Below are 17,839 nucleotides of genomic sequence, written 5' to 3'. Positions count from 1 at the left end.
CATTATCTATCAATACTTAGATATTGATAGATAAAGTGATTCATCAATTTCTAGGGGAGTTGGGCGTACGACCCGGCCGGGTCGTTTCGGCGATAGCGCGTGCCGCGGCTTCAAGGGCTGGGTCGCGTTCGGCATCGAGATCGGGGTCTGTGAACAGAGCGACCAACTTGTCGGGCGGAACACCCGTGATATCATAGGCTTGCCCATTTTCATTCAAGTAGATCTCATTGGGGACACCGAAGCGCCAGCCATTCGGCAAATGGCGGATCAGCACGTCGGAGAAGACGCCCTGCGTGTTCTCGCCGATGAAAACGGGTTTGTTCGTGCGTCCCTGAAGAGACATGGCGAAGGCTTCGGCCGCACTGACGCTGTCATGGCCCATTAACAGCGCCATCGGCCCGTAAAAGCCGGGCCGCGATGACGGCATGACCATGATCGGCTGTGGCTTGCTGAATTTCGTCGGGTCGCTGGGGTCTATGCGAAAGATCTTGCTGGAGGCAAGGTAGGGCTTGGTGGTCAGACGGGCGGCAATCGCCAGGCCCAGCATTTCGGTGCCACCACCATTGGGCCGGATGTCGACAATGAGCCCCCGCAAGCCCGGTGCCTTGCCGAAAATATCGTCCAGCGCCGCATCGAGCGCCGCTGTCTGAGCCGTGCTTTCGGCATTCTTGTCGTAGTTTTCGAAACTGACGATCAGCAAATAGCCAACACCGTCAGGCAGCATGCCGAAAGCGAGCTGGCGGTTGCAGTACCAGGCGAGGGGTGTCGTCAGGAAGCGTTTTTCGACGATGGCCAGCGCCCGCTGGTGAATTGCCTCACTCCTGGCCGTGGGAGGACGCCAGCCGCTGAATTCCAGATGGAGGGCCGGTGCCTCGATCCAGACATGAGCATCCTCGAGCGGCGCCAGCATCTCACGAAAATGCGCAAAGAGCGTTTGTTCGTCCGTGGCAGAGCTGATCGTTGCACGATGCGCGGCTGTCATGGCAACCCAGTCCACGCGGTGCTGGATAAAGAAGGGATAGTGTTCGGCGAAAGTCCGAACGAAAACGTCGAAATTGGTCACGGGATCGATGGAGGAGGTTTGCGTGCAGGCCGCAGGCAGCGCGTCGATACGGGTGAGTTGGGTCTGCGTGGCGACACCGTCGATGTTCAGCACGAGCTGGTTCGGCTGTTGTCCTGGCCGGAAAACGAAGGCATCGGTCACGCCGGTGTCGTTATTGACACTGGAACCGGCAAACCGCACGGCGTTCCCGGAAGCCGCGACGCGCTCGGCCGAGGCGGATTTCTGACAGCTGATCGCCGTGATCTCGAAGCGCTGCAAATGTTCGCCGTCAATCGCATAGGCGTGGCCATAACCAGTCGTCAGCCATACGCCATCCGTCAAGTCCGATGCGGCCTGGGCCCGCGACGTCAGCAAGAGCAGGCAGAAAAGCAGTATGCGGCGCATCAGGCGACCTCCAAGCAAACGGCGGTCCTACTGGCTGAAATTGGCATGCATATGAACGGCCGTCGACCAGGCGGCAACATGAATGCGTTGCGAGGCTCACCGCGGCCTTGTCGAGGTTCTAGCCGGACGGCATGACCGTTACGTGGCTCAAGAGCCTTGATCAACTGGCTGCGATTTCCGGCGGTGCCGCTGGCTCAAGGTCGCCGTACATGCCGACCGAAACTGGTTCGGGAGTGGGGTGCCGCCCCACACCCCCTAATTCGCATAAGATATATTATGGAACATAATCCCATGCCTCCGGCCGGGCCAAGCGCTTGATAAACCGGGCTTTCCTCAAAAAGCCCGGTCTCGGTCGGTGTACAAGACCGATGCGATCCGGTGTCCGGTCGGTCGTCTATCGGCCGACGGCCGCCAGGCCGCCGTCGATCTGGCCCGTGACGGCTTGTGGCAGCTTCAGGCGGCCGGCCAGTACATGCAGGTAGGAATTCTCGGCCGGTGATGCTGCGCCGACAGCGATGCGCGAAACGGCGTAGACTTCGGCGGCCAGTTCCGGCGTGCTTGCGCCGCGCACGATCGGTTCCATGTCGAACGGCTTGCTCAACTCCTGGAACAGGAAGTTGCGCTCCTCGTCGGAGAGATTGAGCTTGTCGGCATGTCCGAGGATCAGGCTCTGCTCCTCGGCATCGACATTGCCGTCGGCCTTGGCCGCGTTGATCATGGCCCCCAGCAAGAGCTTGGCATGGCTTTCAGCCGCGGCCGGGGTTTCCACCGGCAGTGCCTCCACTGCACGCGCCTCGATAACGGGCGGCAGCGGCTGTGGGGTCGATAATTGCGGTGGCAGGAAGCCGCCGGGCGCGCCGTTCGCTGCGGCCGTGCCGTTGTCAGCCGCTGCCGGAGCGCCGGCCTGCCCAGCCTGGCTACGCTGCCAGGCATGCAGCGCCAGCGCGCCGATAGCGGCAATACCGCCATATTTGACAGCCGCGCCAGCCAGGTCCCGGCCGGTCTCTGTAAACAGGATGCCCGCCGCTGCGCCACCAGCCGCCAGTTTCTTGCCTGGCGTGTTGAGAACTTGACCGCCGGCACCCAGCACTTTTCCAAGCAGATTGTTCAGATCCATTATTCGTCTTGCTCCTCTACGATCGCCCAGCCCAAGCTCGCCACGAACTTTCGGACGTCTCCATCTTGGGATTCGACCGGATCGATCAGCACGGCCGGATGTGGTGCCAAGAACCCGGCCGCTTCAAGGCCGCCAATATGAAATCTTGGTCATGAAGGCAATACGAACTCGTCATATAATTACATATTTATTGTTATAATTCAATATGTTATAATATAATTCAAATCTAAAATCTTGAGACCTCATTGCGCTGCCGAGACGCCCGGAACCTTGTCCAGGGACAAGGCGGTGCCGGTTTTGACCCGGTCCATTACCACGAAAGTCCGGAAGCGTTTGATGTTGCTGTTGGCGAAGAACAGCCGGCGTGTCAGCGCTTCATAATCGCCCATCGACGGCACGTTCAGGATCAGCACGAAATCCGTTTCTCCGGCGACATAATAGCATTGCTGCACGCCGCTCTCGGCCAGAAATGCCTTCTTGGCCTCGTCGATCAAGGCGCTACGCTCACGCTCCAGGTCGACATTGACTACGATGGTCAGGTGCTGGCCAACTTTTGCCGGATTGAGCAAGGCGACATTGGCGGTGATGATGCCGCCCGCTTCCAAGCGGTGGATGCGGCGTTGCACGGCCGGTGCCGACAGATGAATGGCCTCGGCAATCCTGCGCTGCGGTGTCTGGTTGTCGCGCTGCAGGATCGCCAGGATGGCGACGTCGAACGCGTCGAGTTCGAGAGATGAGCCGGAAATGCGCGACATACGGACCTGACGATACAAAATTGCGTCAATACCGCTCAATCAGAGCGCATTCATCGCCCGATGCGCAATAGGATTGCGCCTGTAAATTGGAGATCCACGATGTTTCTCGCCAATGCCGGTCCTCATCATCGCTCCCCGCTCCTCATCGGCGACAGTGCCATATTGGGGGACGACGGGGCTGACGAAGTCGAGCGTTTCCTGGCCGTCCGTGCCGATCATCGCCCGACTCCCCTGCTCTCTTTGTCCGCGCTTGCGGCGCGGCTCGGCATCGGCGAACTCCTTGTGAAAGATGAGGCGCATCGTCTAGGTCTTTGTAGTTTCAAGGCTCTTGGCGGAGCTTATGCCGTGGTGCGGCTAGTGATCGAGAGGGCCTGCCTGCAATTGGGGCGGCAGATCGACTACTCCGAACTCGGCCAGGCCGACGTCAGGTCGGTTGCCGCCGGGATGATCTTCGCCTGCGCGACCGATGGCAATCATGGCCGCTCCGTGGCGCAAGGAGCCCGCTTCGTCGGGGCGAAGGCCGTGATTTTCGTGCATGGCGGCGTCAGCCCGGGGCGCGTGGCGGCGATCGCCGCTTTCGGGGCGGAAATCATGCGCGTGGACGGTACCTATGATGAATCCGTAACCGAGGCCGCCCGTGTCAGTGAAACCAACGGCTGGACTGTCGTCTCGGATACCTCCTGGGAGGGCTATGAGCGTATCCCAGGTCTGGTGATGCAGGGCTATACCACCATCTTGCGCGAGGCCTTGCGACAGATGCGCCAACCGCCAACCCATTTGTTCGTTCAGGCCGGTGTCGGCGGCATTGCGGCGGCGCTCGGTGGCCATGCCGCACTCGTCCTCGGAGCACACAGACCGAAACTGGTGGTGGTCGAGCCCACTCTCTCTGCCTGTATCTTCGCCAGTGCTAAGGCCGGCCATCCCGTAAAGGTCAGCCATGGCGCTCCCACGGTGATGGCGATGCTGGAATGCTACGAACCCTCCCAGGTCGCGTGGCGGATCCTGGCCCGCGTGGCGGATGCCTTCATGACGGTGGAGGACGAGGAGGCGATTGCGGCGATGAACAGCCTGGCGCGGCCTTTGCCGGGCGATCCGGCCATTGTCGCCGGCGAGAGTGGAGCAGCCGGTCTTGCTGGCTTGCTCCAGGCCGCTGGAGACGAAGCCATGCGTCGGACGCTCGGCCTGGATAGCGATGCTCGCATCCTGGTGATCAACAGTGAAGGCGCCACCGATCCCGCGCGTTACCGTGAATTGGTCGGCCTCGGGCCGGAGGATGTGCAGATGGCAGGCGCGGAGCGTCGGGTATGAGCGAGAACTCCATCCAAGCCGAGCGTCTGCTCGAGCGATTGCGCAGCCTTGGGACGATCGGCCGGGACGAAAACGGTCAATTGGTCCGATTGGCAGCGTCCGATGCCGACAAGGCGGGACGCGACAGCCTGATGGGGTGGCTCGACGAAGCGGGCCTCGATGTTGGGATCGACAGGATCGGCAATATCTTCGGCATCTGGCGGCCGGAGAGCGTGCCGGACGAGGCACCGCTTCTGCTCGGCTCCCACATCGACACCGTCATCGATGCGGGGATCTATGATGGCTGCTACGGCGTATTGGCGGGTCTCGAAGTGATCGAGACGCTGAAATCATCGGGCTGGCGCCCAAGTCGGCCGATCGCCGTAGCCGCCTTCACCAATGAGGAGGGCGTGCGCTACGCGCCCGATATGATGGGTTCCCTCGTCCATGCCGGGGGATTGTCGATCGAGGAGGCGCTGGCCTCCATCGGCACCGATGGGACCAGGCTTGGCGACGAGTTGCGGCGGATCGGCTATGCGGGCGAATTGGAGCCGGGATTCCTGAAGCCGCATGCCTATCTGGAGCTTCACATCGAGCAAGGTCCGGTGCTCGAACGCGAAGGCCTGGCCATCGGCGCCGTCGAGACGCTTCAGGGCATCTCCTGGCAGCGCATCACCATCGAGGGTGTCGCCAATCACGCCGGCACCACCCCGATGTCCCTGCGCCATGATGCCGGCCATGCCGCCGCACGCGTGATAACCTTTTTGCGCGAAAAGGCTGTTGCCGCCAATACACCGTCAGTGGCGACCGTCGGTAGTCTTCGGTTCGAGCCGAATGCCATCAACGTCATCCCGGCACGGGCGATCCTCACCGTGGACCTGCGCGATCCCGATGAAACGCGCCTGCGCGAGGCGGAAAGTGACCTCGCCTCGTTCCTGGAGGGGCTGGCCCGGTCGGAGGGCGTCACGGTCTGCGCCGAGCGTCTCGCCCGCTTCGGACCGGTGGTGTTCGACAATGGGCTGGTGGAGCAGATCGAACAGGCTGCAGGCCGGAATGGCCTGCGCTGCCGTCGGATGACTTCCGGTGCCGGGCACGACGCGCAGATGATGGCGCGGATAGCACCTTCAGCCATGATCTTCGTGCCCAGCATCGCCGGAATCAGCCACAATCCCAAGGAGTTCACGCCGGATGCGGATCTGGTTGCCGGTGCGGCCGTGCTCCTCGACGTGGTGCGAAATCTCACGGTCGCACCAGGCTGATTGCGACTCAGGCTGCCTACCTCTTTTATGAGAAAGTCGATTTATCGTATTGGATAGAAATAGATTTTATCCGGCATCCTTGAGGCGGGAAGTCGAAAGCTCGCCCGCCGCCTCGAGGATCGGATAGGCCACAGCGGTCAGATGCGCGACGATGCGCTTGAGGTCGCGGATGACGTCCATATGCAGCGAGCTGGTCTCGATCGAGGCTAGCGTGCCGGCACGCAGGCGGTTGAGGTGGCTCTCTGCCGCCGAGCGTTCGAAATTGCGGATATGATCCTTGGCGACCACCAATTGGCGGGCCATGACGGGATCCTGGGTCATGAACACCGTGATGGCGAGCCGCATCTGTGCCACCACTTCGCGATGCATGGCCTTGATCTCGGCCCAGCCCTCGCTAGAGAAGCTCAAATTGAGCCGCTGCTTCTTGGCTGCCAATTCCAGCAGGGTCTTGTCGAGAATGTCGCCGACATGTTCGAGATTGGTGGTGAACAGGATGAGTTCGAATGCCTTGCGGCTCATATCCTTGTCGAGCGGCGTGCGCGTCAGTCGGGTCAGATAAAGCTTGATATTCTCCTGCAGCCGGTCGACCTGATAGTCGAGCTGGCTGATCTGCTTGCGCCGGGAATCGTCGTTCTCCTCGAAGGTTATGATCGATTCCCGCAGCATGATTTCAACGAGCTCAGCCAGCCTGATCACCTCGCGCGAGGCCGCGACCAGCGCGACCGAGGGACTGTCGAAGTCTCCCTCGTCGAGAACCGGCGAGGGGCGCTCGCCGATCGGCGCCTCCGGGGCCTTCACCAGTCTTTCGAGCAGGCGGGCGGTCTGGTCGATGAAGGGAAGGAAGACGACCAGGAGCAGCAGATTGAAGCCGACATGGAAATTGGCGATCTGGCGGGCTCCCGAGGCCTCCAGCTGAGCCAGCCAGGGCTGGATGAGGCCGATCAGTGGCAGCAGCACGACGGCTCCGACCAGCCGGGTACCGAGATTGCCGAACAAAGCGCGCCGGACTTCAATCGGCGCTGTCAGGGACAGGCCCAGCGGTGCGAGCCCGGAGCCGATATTGGCACCCAGCACCAGGGCAAGGCCGAGCGGAATGCCCACGACCCCTGCCCCGGTGAGCGACATCACCAGAAGCAGGATAGCCACGCTCGAATGCACCAGCCAGGCCAGCGCGGCGCCGATCAGCAGTGCGGCCCAGGGCTGGCCGTTGAGGCGCTCGAAGATCAGCGTCATGATTTCGCTATGGCGGATCGGCTCGGCGATCCCGACGACCAGATGCAGCGACAGGATCATCAGGCCCAGGCCAATCATGGCGCGGCCGACGTTCTGCGAGACGGATGAACGCCCGAGCATGAACGCGGCCACGCCGGCGATCAGCAGAACCGGCATCAGGGCGGAAAGATCGAAGGATAGGGCCTGGACCACGAGCGTGGTACCGACATTGCTGCCCAGCAGCACGGCCAGGGCCATGCCGAGCGTGAGGAAGCCCCGTTCGACGAAGGACATCACCAGAAGAGTCGAGCCGGTCGAACTCTGAAGGGCTGCGGCCACCCCCGCTCCGGCCAGGCAAGCCGAAAAGCGGTTGGAGGTGGCGCGCGAAATCACACCACGCAATCGTTCCCCGAAGGCCCGCATGATGCCTGTCTTCACCAGACGAGTGGACCAGATCAGAAGTGCGATACCGGCGAGAAGATTGAGAAAAACGTGCTGACCAGCCAACCGAACAATTCCTTAGGACGAATCCCCTTGGTGACAAGACGGACGAATCTATCACATAAGCAATTGAAATAGCATGAACATCAACGTCACATTTCGACGCGTGCGGTCAATTTGTTCCAGAGCGTTTTGCGATCGCGCCAGGAATCACAAAGACGCTTCAGCCAATCCGTTGAATTGGCTTGGAACGAAAGAGCGTGAGCAGCATGTTTCCGTCTAAACGCGTTTTGCTCTCGGCAGCGCCAGTTCGATACGCATGCCGTCATAGCCCGGCTCAACGCCTTCCGGCAGGGTGCGCCGCAGGGTCTGATAGTCCATGTCCGTATGCATGTTGGTCAGGATGGCGCGCCGCGGTTTCAGTTTCTCGATCCAGGCCAGCGTTTCCGGCAACGACCAATGGCTGGGATGCGGCGTAGGACGAAGAGCATCGACGATCCAGGTGTCGAGGCCCTCCAGCAATGCTTCGCTTTCTTTCGGCAGGCCATTGATATCGCTGGAATAAGCGAAATCGTCGATCCTGAAGCCCAGGGATTGGATGTCGCCGTGATCCTGCTCGAACGGCAAGGCCGTGATTGAGCCTCCGGCGCCGCCGATACTGACGGCTTGTCCAATCGTGATGGTGTTGAGTGTCAGGATGGGAGGATAGGACGACCCCTGCGGCGTTTCGAAACAATAGTCGAAGCGACTGCGCAGCAAGGCGGCGGTGCGCTTGTCGGCATAGACGTCGACGAGACTGCGCTGGTAGAGCGCCAGCACGCGTAGATCGTCGATGCCGTGAGTATGGTCGGCATGGTCGTGGGTGTAGAGTACGCCGTCGACCGCCTTGACCTCGGCATCCAGCAATTGCTGGCGCATGTCAGCGCCGGTATCGATCAGCACCGTGGTGCGGCCGCCCTCTGCCCTGTCCTGTTCAAGCAGCAAGGCACAGCGCCGACGCCGGTTTCGGGGGTCGGCGGGATCGCAACTGCCCCAGCCAAACCCGACGCGGGGGACGCCGCCGGAGGAACCGCAGCCCAATAATGTCGCAATCAACGTCATCGGCGTCAGGCTGCCGCCTTGATGCCGTCGGGACGAGGCATTTTGGTGAAGAGACGAAAGGCGTTTTCACTGGTCTGCCGTGCGACCTCGCTCTCGCTCAGGCCGATAGTATCGGCCAGAACCCGCGCCGTGTTGGCTACATAGGCCGGCTCGTTGCGTTTGCCGCGGAACGGCATGGGCGCCAGATAGGGAGCGTCCGTTTCCACCAGCAGACGGTCATGGGGGACGAGGCGGGCGATGTCCCGGATCTCCTCGGCCGATTTGAAAGTGAGGATGCCGGAGAAGGAAACGTAGAAGCCGAGCGCAAGCCCCCGGCGTGCCAGTTCGGGGCCCGACGAGTAGCAATGGAGGACGGCGCTGAAAGCGCCCTTCCCCATTTCCTCTTCGAGAATGTCGCCGATGTCCTGGTCAGCCTGGCGGGCATGGATCACGAGCGGCAGTCCGGTGAGCCGAGCCGCGGCGATATGCTTGCGAAAGCCGCGCGCCTGTACATCGCGCGGCGCATAGTCATAGTGATAGTCCAGCCCGGCCTCGCCGATCGCCACCACCTTGGGATGGGCGGCGAGTTCCAGGATGGTCTCTAGGGGAATATCGTCTTCTTCATGGGCATGCAGGCAGTGCGTGCCGATCGAGCCGAAGACATCGTCGTAGGTCTCGATCAGCGCCTTGATCCTCTCGAACTGGCGGATGCGGGTGGAGATGGTGATCATGCGTCCCACTCCGGTCTTGCGGGCACGCGCAACGACGTCGTCGATCTCGGCCTGCAGGTCCGGGAAGTCGAGATGGCAATGGCTATCGATCAGCATGGCTTACCAAACAACTTTACGCCTTGCCCGCGCTGTCAGTCGCTTCGACATAGCGGGGGAAGACAGCTTCGGGCGCTGGCAAGGCAACATCCGGCGACAAACGGCCGTCAACGCCGAGGTGATCGAAGTCACGGGCATCTTCAGGCACAGCCAGGAGGTCGAGCATGCGCGCCGCGCCGGTCGGGATCACCGGCTGGGCGAGGATGGCGATCTGGCGAACCACCTCGGCGGTGACATAGAGCACGGTTTCCATGCGGGCCGGGTTGCTGGTCTTCAGCTTCCACGGTTCTTCGGCAGCAAAATAGCGGTTCGCTTCGCCCACCACGCTCCACAGATCGGCGAGGATGGAATGTAGGGCGAAATTGAAGATGGAGTCGCGCGCCTGCCAGATGAGGTTGTCCGCTGTCTTCAGCAATTGCTCGTCGGAGGGCAGGAAATCGCCGGGGCTCGGTACCTTGCCGCCGCAATTGGCCGCGATCATCTTCAGGCAGCGATTGGCCAGATTACCGAAATCATTGGCGAGGTCGGCATTGATGCGGTTGACGATCGCCTCATGCGAATAATTGCCATCCTGGCCGAAGGGAACTTCGCGCAGGAAGAAGTAGCGCAGCTGGTCGACGCCGTAATGCTCGGCAAGCGTGAACGGATCGATCACGTTGCCGACCGATTTCGACATCTTCTCGCCGCGGTTGAACAGGAAGCCATGGCCGAAGACGCGATGCGGCAAAGGCAGACCCGCCGACATCAGGAAAGCCGGCCAATACACCGTATGGAAGCGCACGATGTCCTTGCCGATGATGTGCACGCTGGCCGGCCAGAATTTCGAGCGTTCGGTATCCGTGTCCGGAAAGCCCGTCGCCGTCAGGTAATTGGTGAGGGCATCGACCCAGACATACATGACATGCTTGGGGTTGCCGGGAACCGGCACGCCCCAGTCGAAGGTGGTGCGGCTGATGGAAAGGTCACGCAGGCCCGAGCGTACGAAGCTCATGATCTCGTTGCGGCGCTCTTCCGGGCCGATGAAGCCGGGATGGCTCTCGTAGTGCTTGAGCAAGCGATCCTGATAGGCGGAGAGGCGGAAGAAATAGCTCTCCTCCTCCACCCATTCCACCTTGGCGCCGGTCTCGATCACCGTGCGGGAGCCATCCGAATTCAGCGCAAGGTCCTTCTCGTCGAAGAAAGCTTCGTCGCGCACCGAATACCAGCCCGAATATTTGGACAGGTAGATGTCGCCCGCCGCCTCCATCCGGCGCCAGATCTCCTGGCAGGCGCGGTAGTGGCGTTCCTCGCTGGTACGGATGAAATCGTCGTTCGACGCATTGAGCGTCTTGGCCATCTCGCGGAAATATTCCGAGTTCTGGTCTGCCAGTGCCTGGGCCGTGCTGCCTTGCTTGGCTGCTGTCTGCAGCATCTTCTGGCCATGCTCGTCGGTACCGGTCAGGAAGAACACCTCGTTCCCGTCGAGCCGCTTGAAACGGGCGATGGCATCGGTTGCGATCAACTCATAGGCATGCCCGATATGGGGCTTGCCATTGGGATAGGAGATCGCCGTGGTGATGTAATAGGTGTCTTTCTCGGCCATCGATGACGCTTTTCCTGACAACGATGCGCGACACCGCCAGCCAGGCCGCGCATCAGGGATTCCTGATGTAGAGCATTTTCGGGTAAAGTAGGGAGACTTTTCGCCAGAAAATGCCGAAAGCATTTTGCGATTTGGCGAAAGCGCCGAGAATCGCAAAAACACGTCTAACCAAAGAGTTAGAGCAAAGCAGCGTTTCCGTCGCAACGTGCTTTGCTCTGGTGACTGTCGCTACGAGCGTTTTTGGGGCCTGGCAGGCGAAAAATGCCTGGAACCCCAACTTCCCTGCGGATTGCCGAGCTCTGGCCGGTTTAGGCCGCGGAGGCTTCGGCGAGCAAGCCGAGGGTCGCGAGCACGAAAGGTTTGCGGTCGAGATTATAGGCCTCGACGTCACGCGCAGCGTGACGGGCCTTCTCCCATACCTGTGCCCAGCGTGCAAGGCGGGGCACGGATTCGCCGCGGGCTGCCAGCAGGCGTTGATGCAGCCACTCGTCGAGGAAATCGAGCAGGAGCGCGAAATTCTCGTCGCCGGCCTTGTTGGCGCAGCGGTCGGCGAGAGCATGGGCGGCAGCCACGTCGATGCGGGGCAGCTTGGCCAACAGATCCGCGAGGGAACGGTGGAGTGAAACCCCCTCCCCGTCTGCCAGGGTCAGGGCTCGCCTTACACTGCCCTGCGCCAGGGCGGCCCCCGCGGCCAGCGTTTCCTCGGACAGATCCGGGCGCGCCTGCGCGGCGGCTCTGAGCACATCGGCCTCGCCGAGTGGATCGAGCGTGAGCAGCCGGCAGCGTGAGCGGATGGTGGGCAGGAGGCGGGCCGGCTGATGCGAGATCATCAGGAAAAGCACGCGCGGCGGCGGCTCCTCCAGCACTTTGAGCAGGGCATTTGCGCCCTCCCTGGCCAGATCCTCGGCAGAATCGATGATGGCGATGCGCCAGCCCCCTGCCCCGGCGGTCGAACCGAGGAAACGCACCACGTTGCGCACGTCGTCGACGCGAATATTGGAATAGAAGCCCTTGGTCTTGTCGTTGGGAAGACGGCGCAACACCGCAAGATCGACATGGGATTGCGACACGATCTGGCGTGCGGGCGCTGCATTGGCGGCGACCGAGAGGCTCGTGGCCCCGTCGAGGTGATGAGGGTCCGGATGGGTCAGTACGAATTTAGCCATGCGGTAGGCCAGCGTCGCCTTGCCGATGCCTTCCGGCCCGCCCAAAAGCCAGGCATGATGGATGCGGCCCGAGCGATAGGCGGTCAGCAGCGCCTGCTCCGCTCTGTCCTGGCCGATCAACTGCATGGTTTCGCGCGGATGCGGGCTGTCAGCCAGCATGTCGCTTTCAAAACGCTCGCTCATGCCAGCACCCGTGTGGCATCGAGATCGAGCCTCTTTCTCACGACGCCGAGAATCGCCGCGGCGACCTCGTCCTGTGAGGCGGAGGCGTCGACGACGGCGCAGCGGCGGGGCTCGAATTCCGCGATGGCCAGGAAGGCCTCGCGCAGCTTTTCATGGAAAATCAGGCTCTCGCCTTCGAAGCGATCGATAGCCGTGCCACGGGAGCGAACCCTGGCGAGCCCATCACGGGCCGGCATGTCGAGAATGAGCGTGAGGTCGGGGACGGTGGAGCCGACGACCACGCGTTCGATGGAGCGGATCAAGGCCGGCTCGACCTCGCCGAGCACGCCCTGATAGGCGCGGGTCGAATCCATGAAGCGATCGCACAGGACCCACAATCCCCTGGCAAGGGCGGGCCTGATCGTCGTGTTGAGATGGTCGTCGCGCGCCGCATAGAACAAAATGGTTTCGGCAAAGGGGCCAAAATGCTTGGCGCCGCCGGAAAGCAGCACCTCACGCAATTCCTCGGCACCAGGGGAGCCCCCGGGTTCGCGCGTCAGCAGGGTTTCGATGCCGAGGGCGTTCAAGGATGCCGCCAACCGGCGGATCTGGGTGGATTTGCCCACCCCTTCGCCGCCTTCGAACGTTATGAACCGGCCCTTCATCGCTTGTCGTGCCCACCCTGTATCAATCCGATGCCAAGCTCGTAGATAGCACCGAATGCGCGTTGGGGAAGACTGCCGACTGGTACATCGGCGATTGCATACAGGGGAATTTCGAGCGAAATCTGTCCCTCGCGCAAAATCTGGAGCCGACCGACGACGGCATTTTTCTGCACCGGTGCCTCGAGCGGCCCGTCATAGAGCAATTTGGCGCTGAGTTTTTCGGCGCCGTTGTTGTCCACCAGCATGGAAATGTCGCGATCGGCCGCAACCGGCACGGCGTTGGTCGTGCCGCCATAGACGGTAGCCTCACCCACGATCTCCCCCTTGGAGAAGACCAGACGCGGGCGGAATGAATTTTCGGCCCATTCGAGGACGCGCCTGGCTTCGCTCGCTCGCTCGGCATTGGATTGAAGACCGTGCAGTACCATGATGAAGTGCTGATCACCGTGAAGCGCCGAAACGACCACGCCATAGCCTGCGGTGTCGGAGGCGCCGGTAACGCCCCCATCGACCCCCAGTCCCTGGGTGAGCAGGGGATTGCGGTTGGTCTGCCGTATCTTGTTCCAGGTGAAATCCCGTTCCTGATAGATCGCATAGATGTCCGGCTCGTTTCGGCGGAGCCAGCCGAGCAGCCGGGCCAGATCCCGTGCCGTGGTCAATTGGGCCGGATCGGCAAATCCTGTGACATTGCGAAACTGCGTGTGCTGCAAACCGATTTCGGTGGCCAGCGTGTTCATGCGCGGTACTAGGCCATCGAGCTGGCCCGTGAGGCCCTGCGACAGCGCCAGACAGGCATCATTGGCGGCCTGGACCATCACCCCGCGCAAGAGATCTTCGACCGGTACCCGGCTCCTCACCGCAGCGAACATGGTGGCACTGCCTGAGGGCGCGCCGCCCTTGCGCCAGGTGTCCTCCGAAATCGGATATTCGGTCTCTCGCGAAGCGTGGCCCTTGCGCAGAGCCTCGGCGACGACGGCAACGGTCATGATCTTGGCCATGGCGGCAGGTTCGACCGGCTTGTCGGCGTTCTTGTCGAGCAGGACCGTGCCCGAACCGGTCTCGATCACGAGGGCGATGGGGGCGGTCGTGGTGAACGGTTCCGCATGAAGCGAGGGCACCAGCGCGACGGCCGCCAGAAATAGCCCGATGACAAACCTTTTCATCGCCGATGTCCGTTCTGCCCGATATTACCAAATTCACGCGATCCGGTGCAATTGCGCTCGGCATTCGGCATCCGGAAAACAGGTGACGTCCGCTTCAAGGAGCGCTAATTCCGTTAGCCATCATGCCAGCCAATCGTGAATCAAATCATCGTCCGATCGTCATCGTGGGAGCTGGACTCGCAGGCTTGGCCTGCGCAGCGGTCCTTGCCGCAAAAGGCCTCGAGGTCACCCTGGTCGGCCCACCCGGCAATGCCGGCGATACCCGCACCACGGCTCTGCTCGATGGCAGCATCCAGGCCCTGGCGAAGGCCGGCATTCGGATTGCGGGCCATCCCGAGGCGGCGCCGCTGCGGGTGATGTCCATCGTCGATGCGACGCAGCGCCTCCTGCGTGCCCGTCCGATCGCCTTCCAGGCCGAGGAGATCGGATTGGAAGCCTTCGGCTGGAACATTCCCAATGGCGCTCTGAGCCGGATACTTCAGGCGCGCCTGCATGAGGCCGGTGTCGAACATCTGCCGGTGCGGGTGCTTAGCGCCGAACCCGGCGCAAACGGCCTCGTTCTCAAACTCGATGGGCAGCCTGATCTTGCCGCCGATCTCATTGTCGCAGCCGATGGGCGCGCCTCCCTCGTGCGGCAGGCTGCCGGGATCGAAACGCGGAGCCACGACTATCCCCAGGTCGCGCTGGCCCTCAATTTGAAGATCGGCCGGACACACCGCGATATCTCCACCGAGTTCCATACCGAGTCCGGTCCTTTCACCCTTGTGCCGCTGCCTGGACAGCGGGCCAGCCTCGTCTGGGTGGTCTCCCCCGAAAAGGCCGATGAATTACGGGCGATGGATGATGCCGCCCTTTCCCGAGCCATAGAAATCCAGAGCCATGCCCTGCTTGGCCATGTTCAGGTAGACGGCCGGCGATCCTTCTGGCCGATGAGCGCGGTGGTGGCGGTAACGCAGGCCGCCGACCGGGTCGCCCTCATCGGCGAGGCCGCACATGTGCTTCCCCCGATCGGGGCGCAGGGGTTCAACCTCACGCTGCGCGACATCGCGGCCCTCGCCAAGTGCTTAGAAGGAACCCGGTCCCTGGAAGGAGCCCGCGATCCCGGCGAAGCCAGCGTGCTCGAAGCTTATGCCAGGGCAAGGCGGCTCGACATCGGGACCCGTCACTCGGCAGTCGATCTGTTGAACCGCTCGCTGCTGTCAGGGCATTTCCCCCTGCAGGGCCTGCGTGGCCTCGGGCTCTATGCGCTCGAGCGGGTCGGTCCCTTGAGACGGGTCATGATGCGCCAGGGGCTCGCTCGCGCAGCCGAGCATTGAATTCTTCCCGCTTCTGGTTTCAATGGCCGGCGGGACGTACAAATCGTAAGAATGACGGAAGGCATCGTGACGAGCGGCGCAGACGAAAAGGGGTGGCGACGCCGTATGCGGCGGATCAAATACGCCTTCGAATACAGTGCATTGCGTGGCCTTACCGGCGTGTTGCATATATTGCCCATCGACTTCGGATCCTGGTTGATGGGGACGATCTGGCGCCTCGTCGCACCGCATCTGCGCCGTCATGAGCGCGCCCTCCGCCAACTTGCGGCGGCCTATCCCGAAAAATCGCGGGCAGAGATCGAGGCCATCGCACGGGCCATGTGGATGCAGCTCGGCCGGACCTTCGCCGAAGCGCTGATCAGCGAACGCATCGTCCGGGCCGGCCGCATCGATGACCGCGCCGGCCTCCAGCTCGATCCGCTGAAAACCTCCGGCAGGGGCTGCGTCTTCGTCTCGTTGCATACCGGCAATTGGGAGCTGGTGATCTATCCGACCCTGGTACGCGGCATCAAGGCAGCGGGCGTCTATCAGCGCATGAAGAACCCCAAGGTTGACGATTATGTCATGCTGGCCCGCCGGGATCGTTATTCGCGCGGCCTGTTCCCCAAGGGCAACGACGTTGCGCGTAAATTGATGCGCATCGTACGAGACGGCGGTGCGGTCGCCTTGCTGGCGGATCTGCGGGATCGCCGGGGCATCATGATCCCGTTCTTCGGCCGCCCTGCCCCCACTACGCCCTTCCCCGCCTTGCTGGCGCGCAGCAACGATGCCGAGCTGATCGCCGCGCGTTGCGTGCGCACGGGCGGTGTGCATTTCTATATCGAGGCTGAGGTTATCGATGTGCCGCGTACCCCCGACCGCGAGGCCGACATTGCCGAAGCGACGCGCAGAATTCATGTCCTGTTCGAGCAGTGGATCCGCGAGCATCCCGAACAATGGATGTGGGCACACCGACGCTGGGGATGACGGCAACTGCATCGTCCGCCGTTTCGCGTGTAAAATTAATGAAATATTCGACGACTTTGACGATAATACTGCTATTCTGGTAACGGGATAGCAGGCTCGTTCGGTTGTGGCGGGCTTCGGTATCGCCCGGCTTGCAGGCACCACTATTGCAAGTTTGCCGAGCGCAAATGACGATTGAATAGCGTATGAATAAAGCGCGGGAAGCAAAGTTCTTTATCGGTCAAGTGGTACGCCACCGCATCTATCCGTTCCGTGGCGTCATCTTCGACGTCGATCCGGAATTCTCCAATACGGAAGAATGGTGGCAGTCCATTCCGGAAGATGTGCGCCCTTCCAAGGACCAGCCCTTCTATCATCTGTTCGCGGAGAATGAGGAGACGGAATATGTCGCCTATGTCTCCGAACAGAACCTGGTGATCGACGACAGCGGCAGTCCGGTTCGGAACACGCAGATCGATGAGCTATTCGACCGCGATAATGAGGGTGGATACCGGCTGAAACCAGGTACGCGCCACTGATACGCCCCTCGGCCTGGAGAGCATCGGCGACCTTCGCAATCTAGGGTGAGCCGGTCGGTTTCCGATATGAAAAGGCCGACCCGAAGGTCGGCCTTTTGTCATGTTATTGCGCGGGCGCTGCCGGCTGAGCCGGCGGTGTGGCCGGTGCGGCGCCGCCGCCCTGCTGTTGCTGCTGCTTGCGCTGGGCATCGATGAGGGGCTGGAATATAGCCTGCAACTTCTCGCCATAGTCTTTCTGCTTGGCAGCATAACCGGCTTGGTCGATGCCCTGGCCATCGAGAGCCTTGCCGAGGCCATCCAGGCCGATATCCATACCGATAGGCTGGCCCTGGAAGGTGATCGCCTGCACTTTCAGTTTCTTGCCCTTCTTGAGGCTGGCGACATTCGCGTCGCTCAGGGGCATATCGGCGATGCAGCTCGGTCCCGTGCAGATGCGATATTTCGCAGTGTCGAGGGTCTGGTCATCGACGAGGACGCGGGCACCCAGCGGAAGGACAACGCCCGCCGGAATGATCACGGTGAGCTTGGGCTTGCCGCCCTTCTCCTGGCCGACCTGCGCGGTCATCATCCAGGCTGCAGTCGGTGCCAGAAGATCGCGCACGGTTTGGCAGGTGTCCTTGCCGTCCGGGGTCTTGGCGCAGATCTTGGTCCATTCGGGCTGGTCGAATTTGGGCAATTCGGGCTGCTGGCCAGCAGGCTGGGGCTGTTGCTGGGCCAGCGCGGTTCCGGCCGACAGGATCAAGGCTGCCGCGGTGCCAGCGATCAGTGAGTTTCGCATAATCTGGGTTCCTGTTCCTAAAGCGTTTTGCGATTTGGCGGTCGCGCCAAGAATCGCAAAGACGCGTCGAACCAAAGAGTGAGAGCAAACAAGCGTTC

The 17,839-nt window shown here is 61.8% G+C and carries 16 protein-coding genes; 5 read left to right on the top strand and 11 right to left on the bottom strand.

The genetic code is table 11. From position 1 onward, the window contains the following. Positions 1-43 precede the first annotated feature (43 nt). From ACZYTC_RS09190 to ACZYTC_RS09180, 3 genes are all read right to left on the bottom strand, one after another. On the bottom strand, positions 44-1,321 hold the full coding sequence (locus tag ACZYTC_RS09190; RefSeq protein ID WP_488989383.1) for a S41 family peptidase: 1,278 nt from the start codon (positions 1,319-1,321) through the stop codon (positions 44-46). Positions 1,322-1,841: 520 nt separating this feature from the next. Beyond that, positions 1,842-2,564: a tellurite resistance TerB family protein gene (locus ACZYTC_RS09185; RefSeq protein WP_441772992.1), complete on the bottom strand. Its 723-nt coding sequence runs from the start codon at positions 2,562-2,564 to the stop codon at positions 1,842-1,844. Positions 2,565-2,806: 242 nt separating this feature from the next. Continuing rightward, positions 2,807-3,319 (bottom strand): Lrp/AsnC family transcriptional regulator, encoded by a 513-nt coding sequence (locus ACZYTC_RS09180; RefSeq protein ID WP_441772991.1) that lies wholly within the window; start codon positions 3,317-3,319, stop codon positions 2,807-2,809. Between the two features lie 99 nt (positions 3,320-3,418). On the opposite strand from ACZYTC_RS09180, the gene ACZYTC_RS09175 reads away from it, so the two are divergent. After that, complete coding sequence (locus tag ACZYTC_RS09175; RefSeq protein ID WP_488989382.1) at positions 3,419-4,627, top strand: diaminopropionate ammonia-lyase; 1,209 nt, start codon at positions 3,419-3,421, stop codon at positions 4,625-4,627. Continuing rightward, positions 4,624-5,865, top strand: coding sequence for a Zn-dependent hydrolase (locus ACZYTC_RS09170; protein WP_488989381.1), 1,242 nt, complete (start codon positions 4,624-4,626; stop codon positions 5,863-5,865). The genes ACZYTC_RS09175 and ACZYTC_RS09170 overlap by 4 nt, the downstream gene beginning before the upstream one ends. 66 nt (positions 5,866-5,931) lie before the next feature. Here the strand turns inward: ACZYTC_RS09170 and ACZYTC_RS09165 are convergent, their stop codons facing one another. The 7 genes from ACZYTC_RS09165 to ACZYTC_RS09135 form a co-directional block, all read right to left on the bottom strand. Beyond that, the gene (locus ACZYTC_RS09165; RefSeq protein ID WP_488989380.1) at positions 5,932-7,584 is read right to left on the bottom strand and encodes a Na/Pi cotransporter family protein; all 1,653 of its coding nucleotides are present in this window, start codon (positions 7,582-7,584) and stop codon (positions 5,932-5,934) included. Between the two features lie 213 nt (positions 7,585-7,797). Beyond that, positions 7,798-8,619 (bottom strand): MBL fold metallo-hydrolase, encoded by an 822-nt coding sequence (locus ACZYTC_RS09160; RefSeq protein WP_434956382.1) that lies wholly within the window; start codon positions 8,617-8,619, stop codon positions 7,798-7,800. Between the two features lie 5 nt (positions 8,620-8,624). After that, positions 8,625-9,425 carry a TatD family hydrolase gene (locus tag ACZYTC_RS09155; protein WP_488989379.1) on the bottom strand — a complete coding sequence of 267 codons (801 nt, stop codon included), beginning with the start codon at positions 9,423-9,425 and terminating at the stop codon, positions 8,625-8,627. A 16-nt stretch (positions 9,426-9,441) separates the two neighbouring features. Further along, the gene (metG, locus tag ACZYTC_RS09150) at positions 9,442-11,007 is read right to left on the bottom strand and encodes a methionine--tRNA ligase (protein WP_441772986.1); all 1,566 of its coding nucleotides are present in this window, start codon (positions 11,005-11,007) and stop codon (positions 9,442-9,444) included. A gap of 308 nt (positions 11,008-11,315) precedes the next feature. Then, positions 11,316-12,356 carry a DNA polymerase III subunit delta' gene (locus ACZYTC_RS09145; RefSeq protein WP_488989378.1) on the bottom strand — a complete coding sequence of 347 codons (1,041 nt, stop codon included), beginning with the start codon at positions 12,354-12,356 and terminating at the stop codon, positions 11,316-11,318. Beyond that, on the bottom strand, positions 12,353-13,000 hold the full coding sequence (gene tmk / locus ACZYTC_RS09140) for a dTMP kinase (RefSeq protein ID WP_454813917.1): 648 nt from the start codon (positions 12,998-13,000) through the stop codon (positions 12,353-12,355). The genes ACZYTC_RS09145 and tmk overlap by 4 nt, the downstream gene beginning before the upstream one ends. Beyond that, on the bottom strand, positions 12,997-14,163 hold the full coding sequence (locus ACZYTC_RS09135) for a D-alanyl-D-alanine carboxypeptidase family protein (protein WP_488989377.1): 1,167 nt from the start codon (positions 14,161-14,163) through the stop codon (positions 12,997-12,999). The genes tmk and ACZYTC_RS09135 overlap by 4 nt, the downstream gene beginning before the upstream one ends. A 122-nt stretch (positions 14,164-14,285) precedes the next feature. On the opposite strand from ACZYTC_RS09135, the gene ACZYTC_RS09130 reads away from it, so the two are divergent. The 3 genes from ACZYTC_RS09130 (at position 14,286) to hspQ (ending at position 16,963) form a co-directional block, all read left to right on the top strand. Continuing rightward, positions 14,286-15,479, top strand: a complete 1,194-nt coding sequence (locus tag ACZYTC_RS09130) for a UbiH/UbiF family hydroxylase (RefSeq protein WP_488989376.1) — start codon at positions 14,286-14,288, stop codon at positions 15,477-15,479. A gap of 66 nt (positions 15,480-15,545) precedes the next feature. Next, positions 15,546-16,445: a lysophospholipid acyltransferase family protein gene (locus ACZYTC_RS09125; protein ID WP_488989375.1), complete on the top strand. Its 900-nt coding sequence runs from the start codon at positions 15,546-15,548 to the stop codon at positions 16,443-16,445. Positions 16,446-16,630: 185 nt separating this feature from the next. Further along, on the top strand, positions 16,631-16,963 hold the full coding sequence (gene hspQ, locus ACZYTC_RS09120; protein ID WP_434956390.1) for a heat shock protein HspQ: 333 nt from the start codon (positions 16,631-16,633) through the stop codon (positions 16,961-16,963). A 103-nt stretch (positions 16,964-17,066) separates the two neighbouring features. On the opposite strand, the gene ACZYTC_RS09115 is transcribed toward hspQ, so the two are convergent. Next, positions 17,067-17,741, bottom strand: a complete 675-nt coding sequence (locus tag ACZYTC_RS09115; RefSeq protein ID WP_434956391.1) for an invasion associated locus B family protein — start codon at positions 17,739-17,741, stop codon at positions 17,067-17,069. Between the last annotated feature and the right edge of the window lie 98 nt (positions 17,742-17,839).

This window comes from Labrys sp. F242, assembly GCF_057813875.1.
This window is presented reverse-complemented; position numbering and strand designations above follow the sequence as displayed.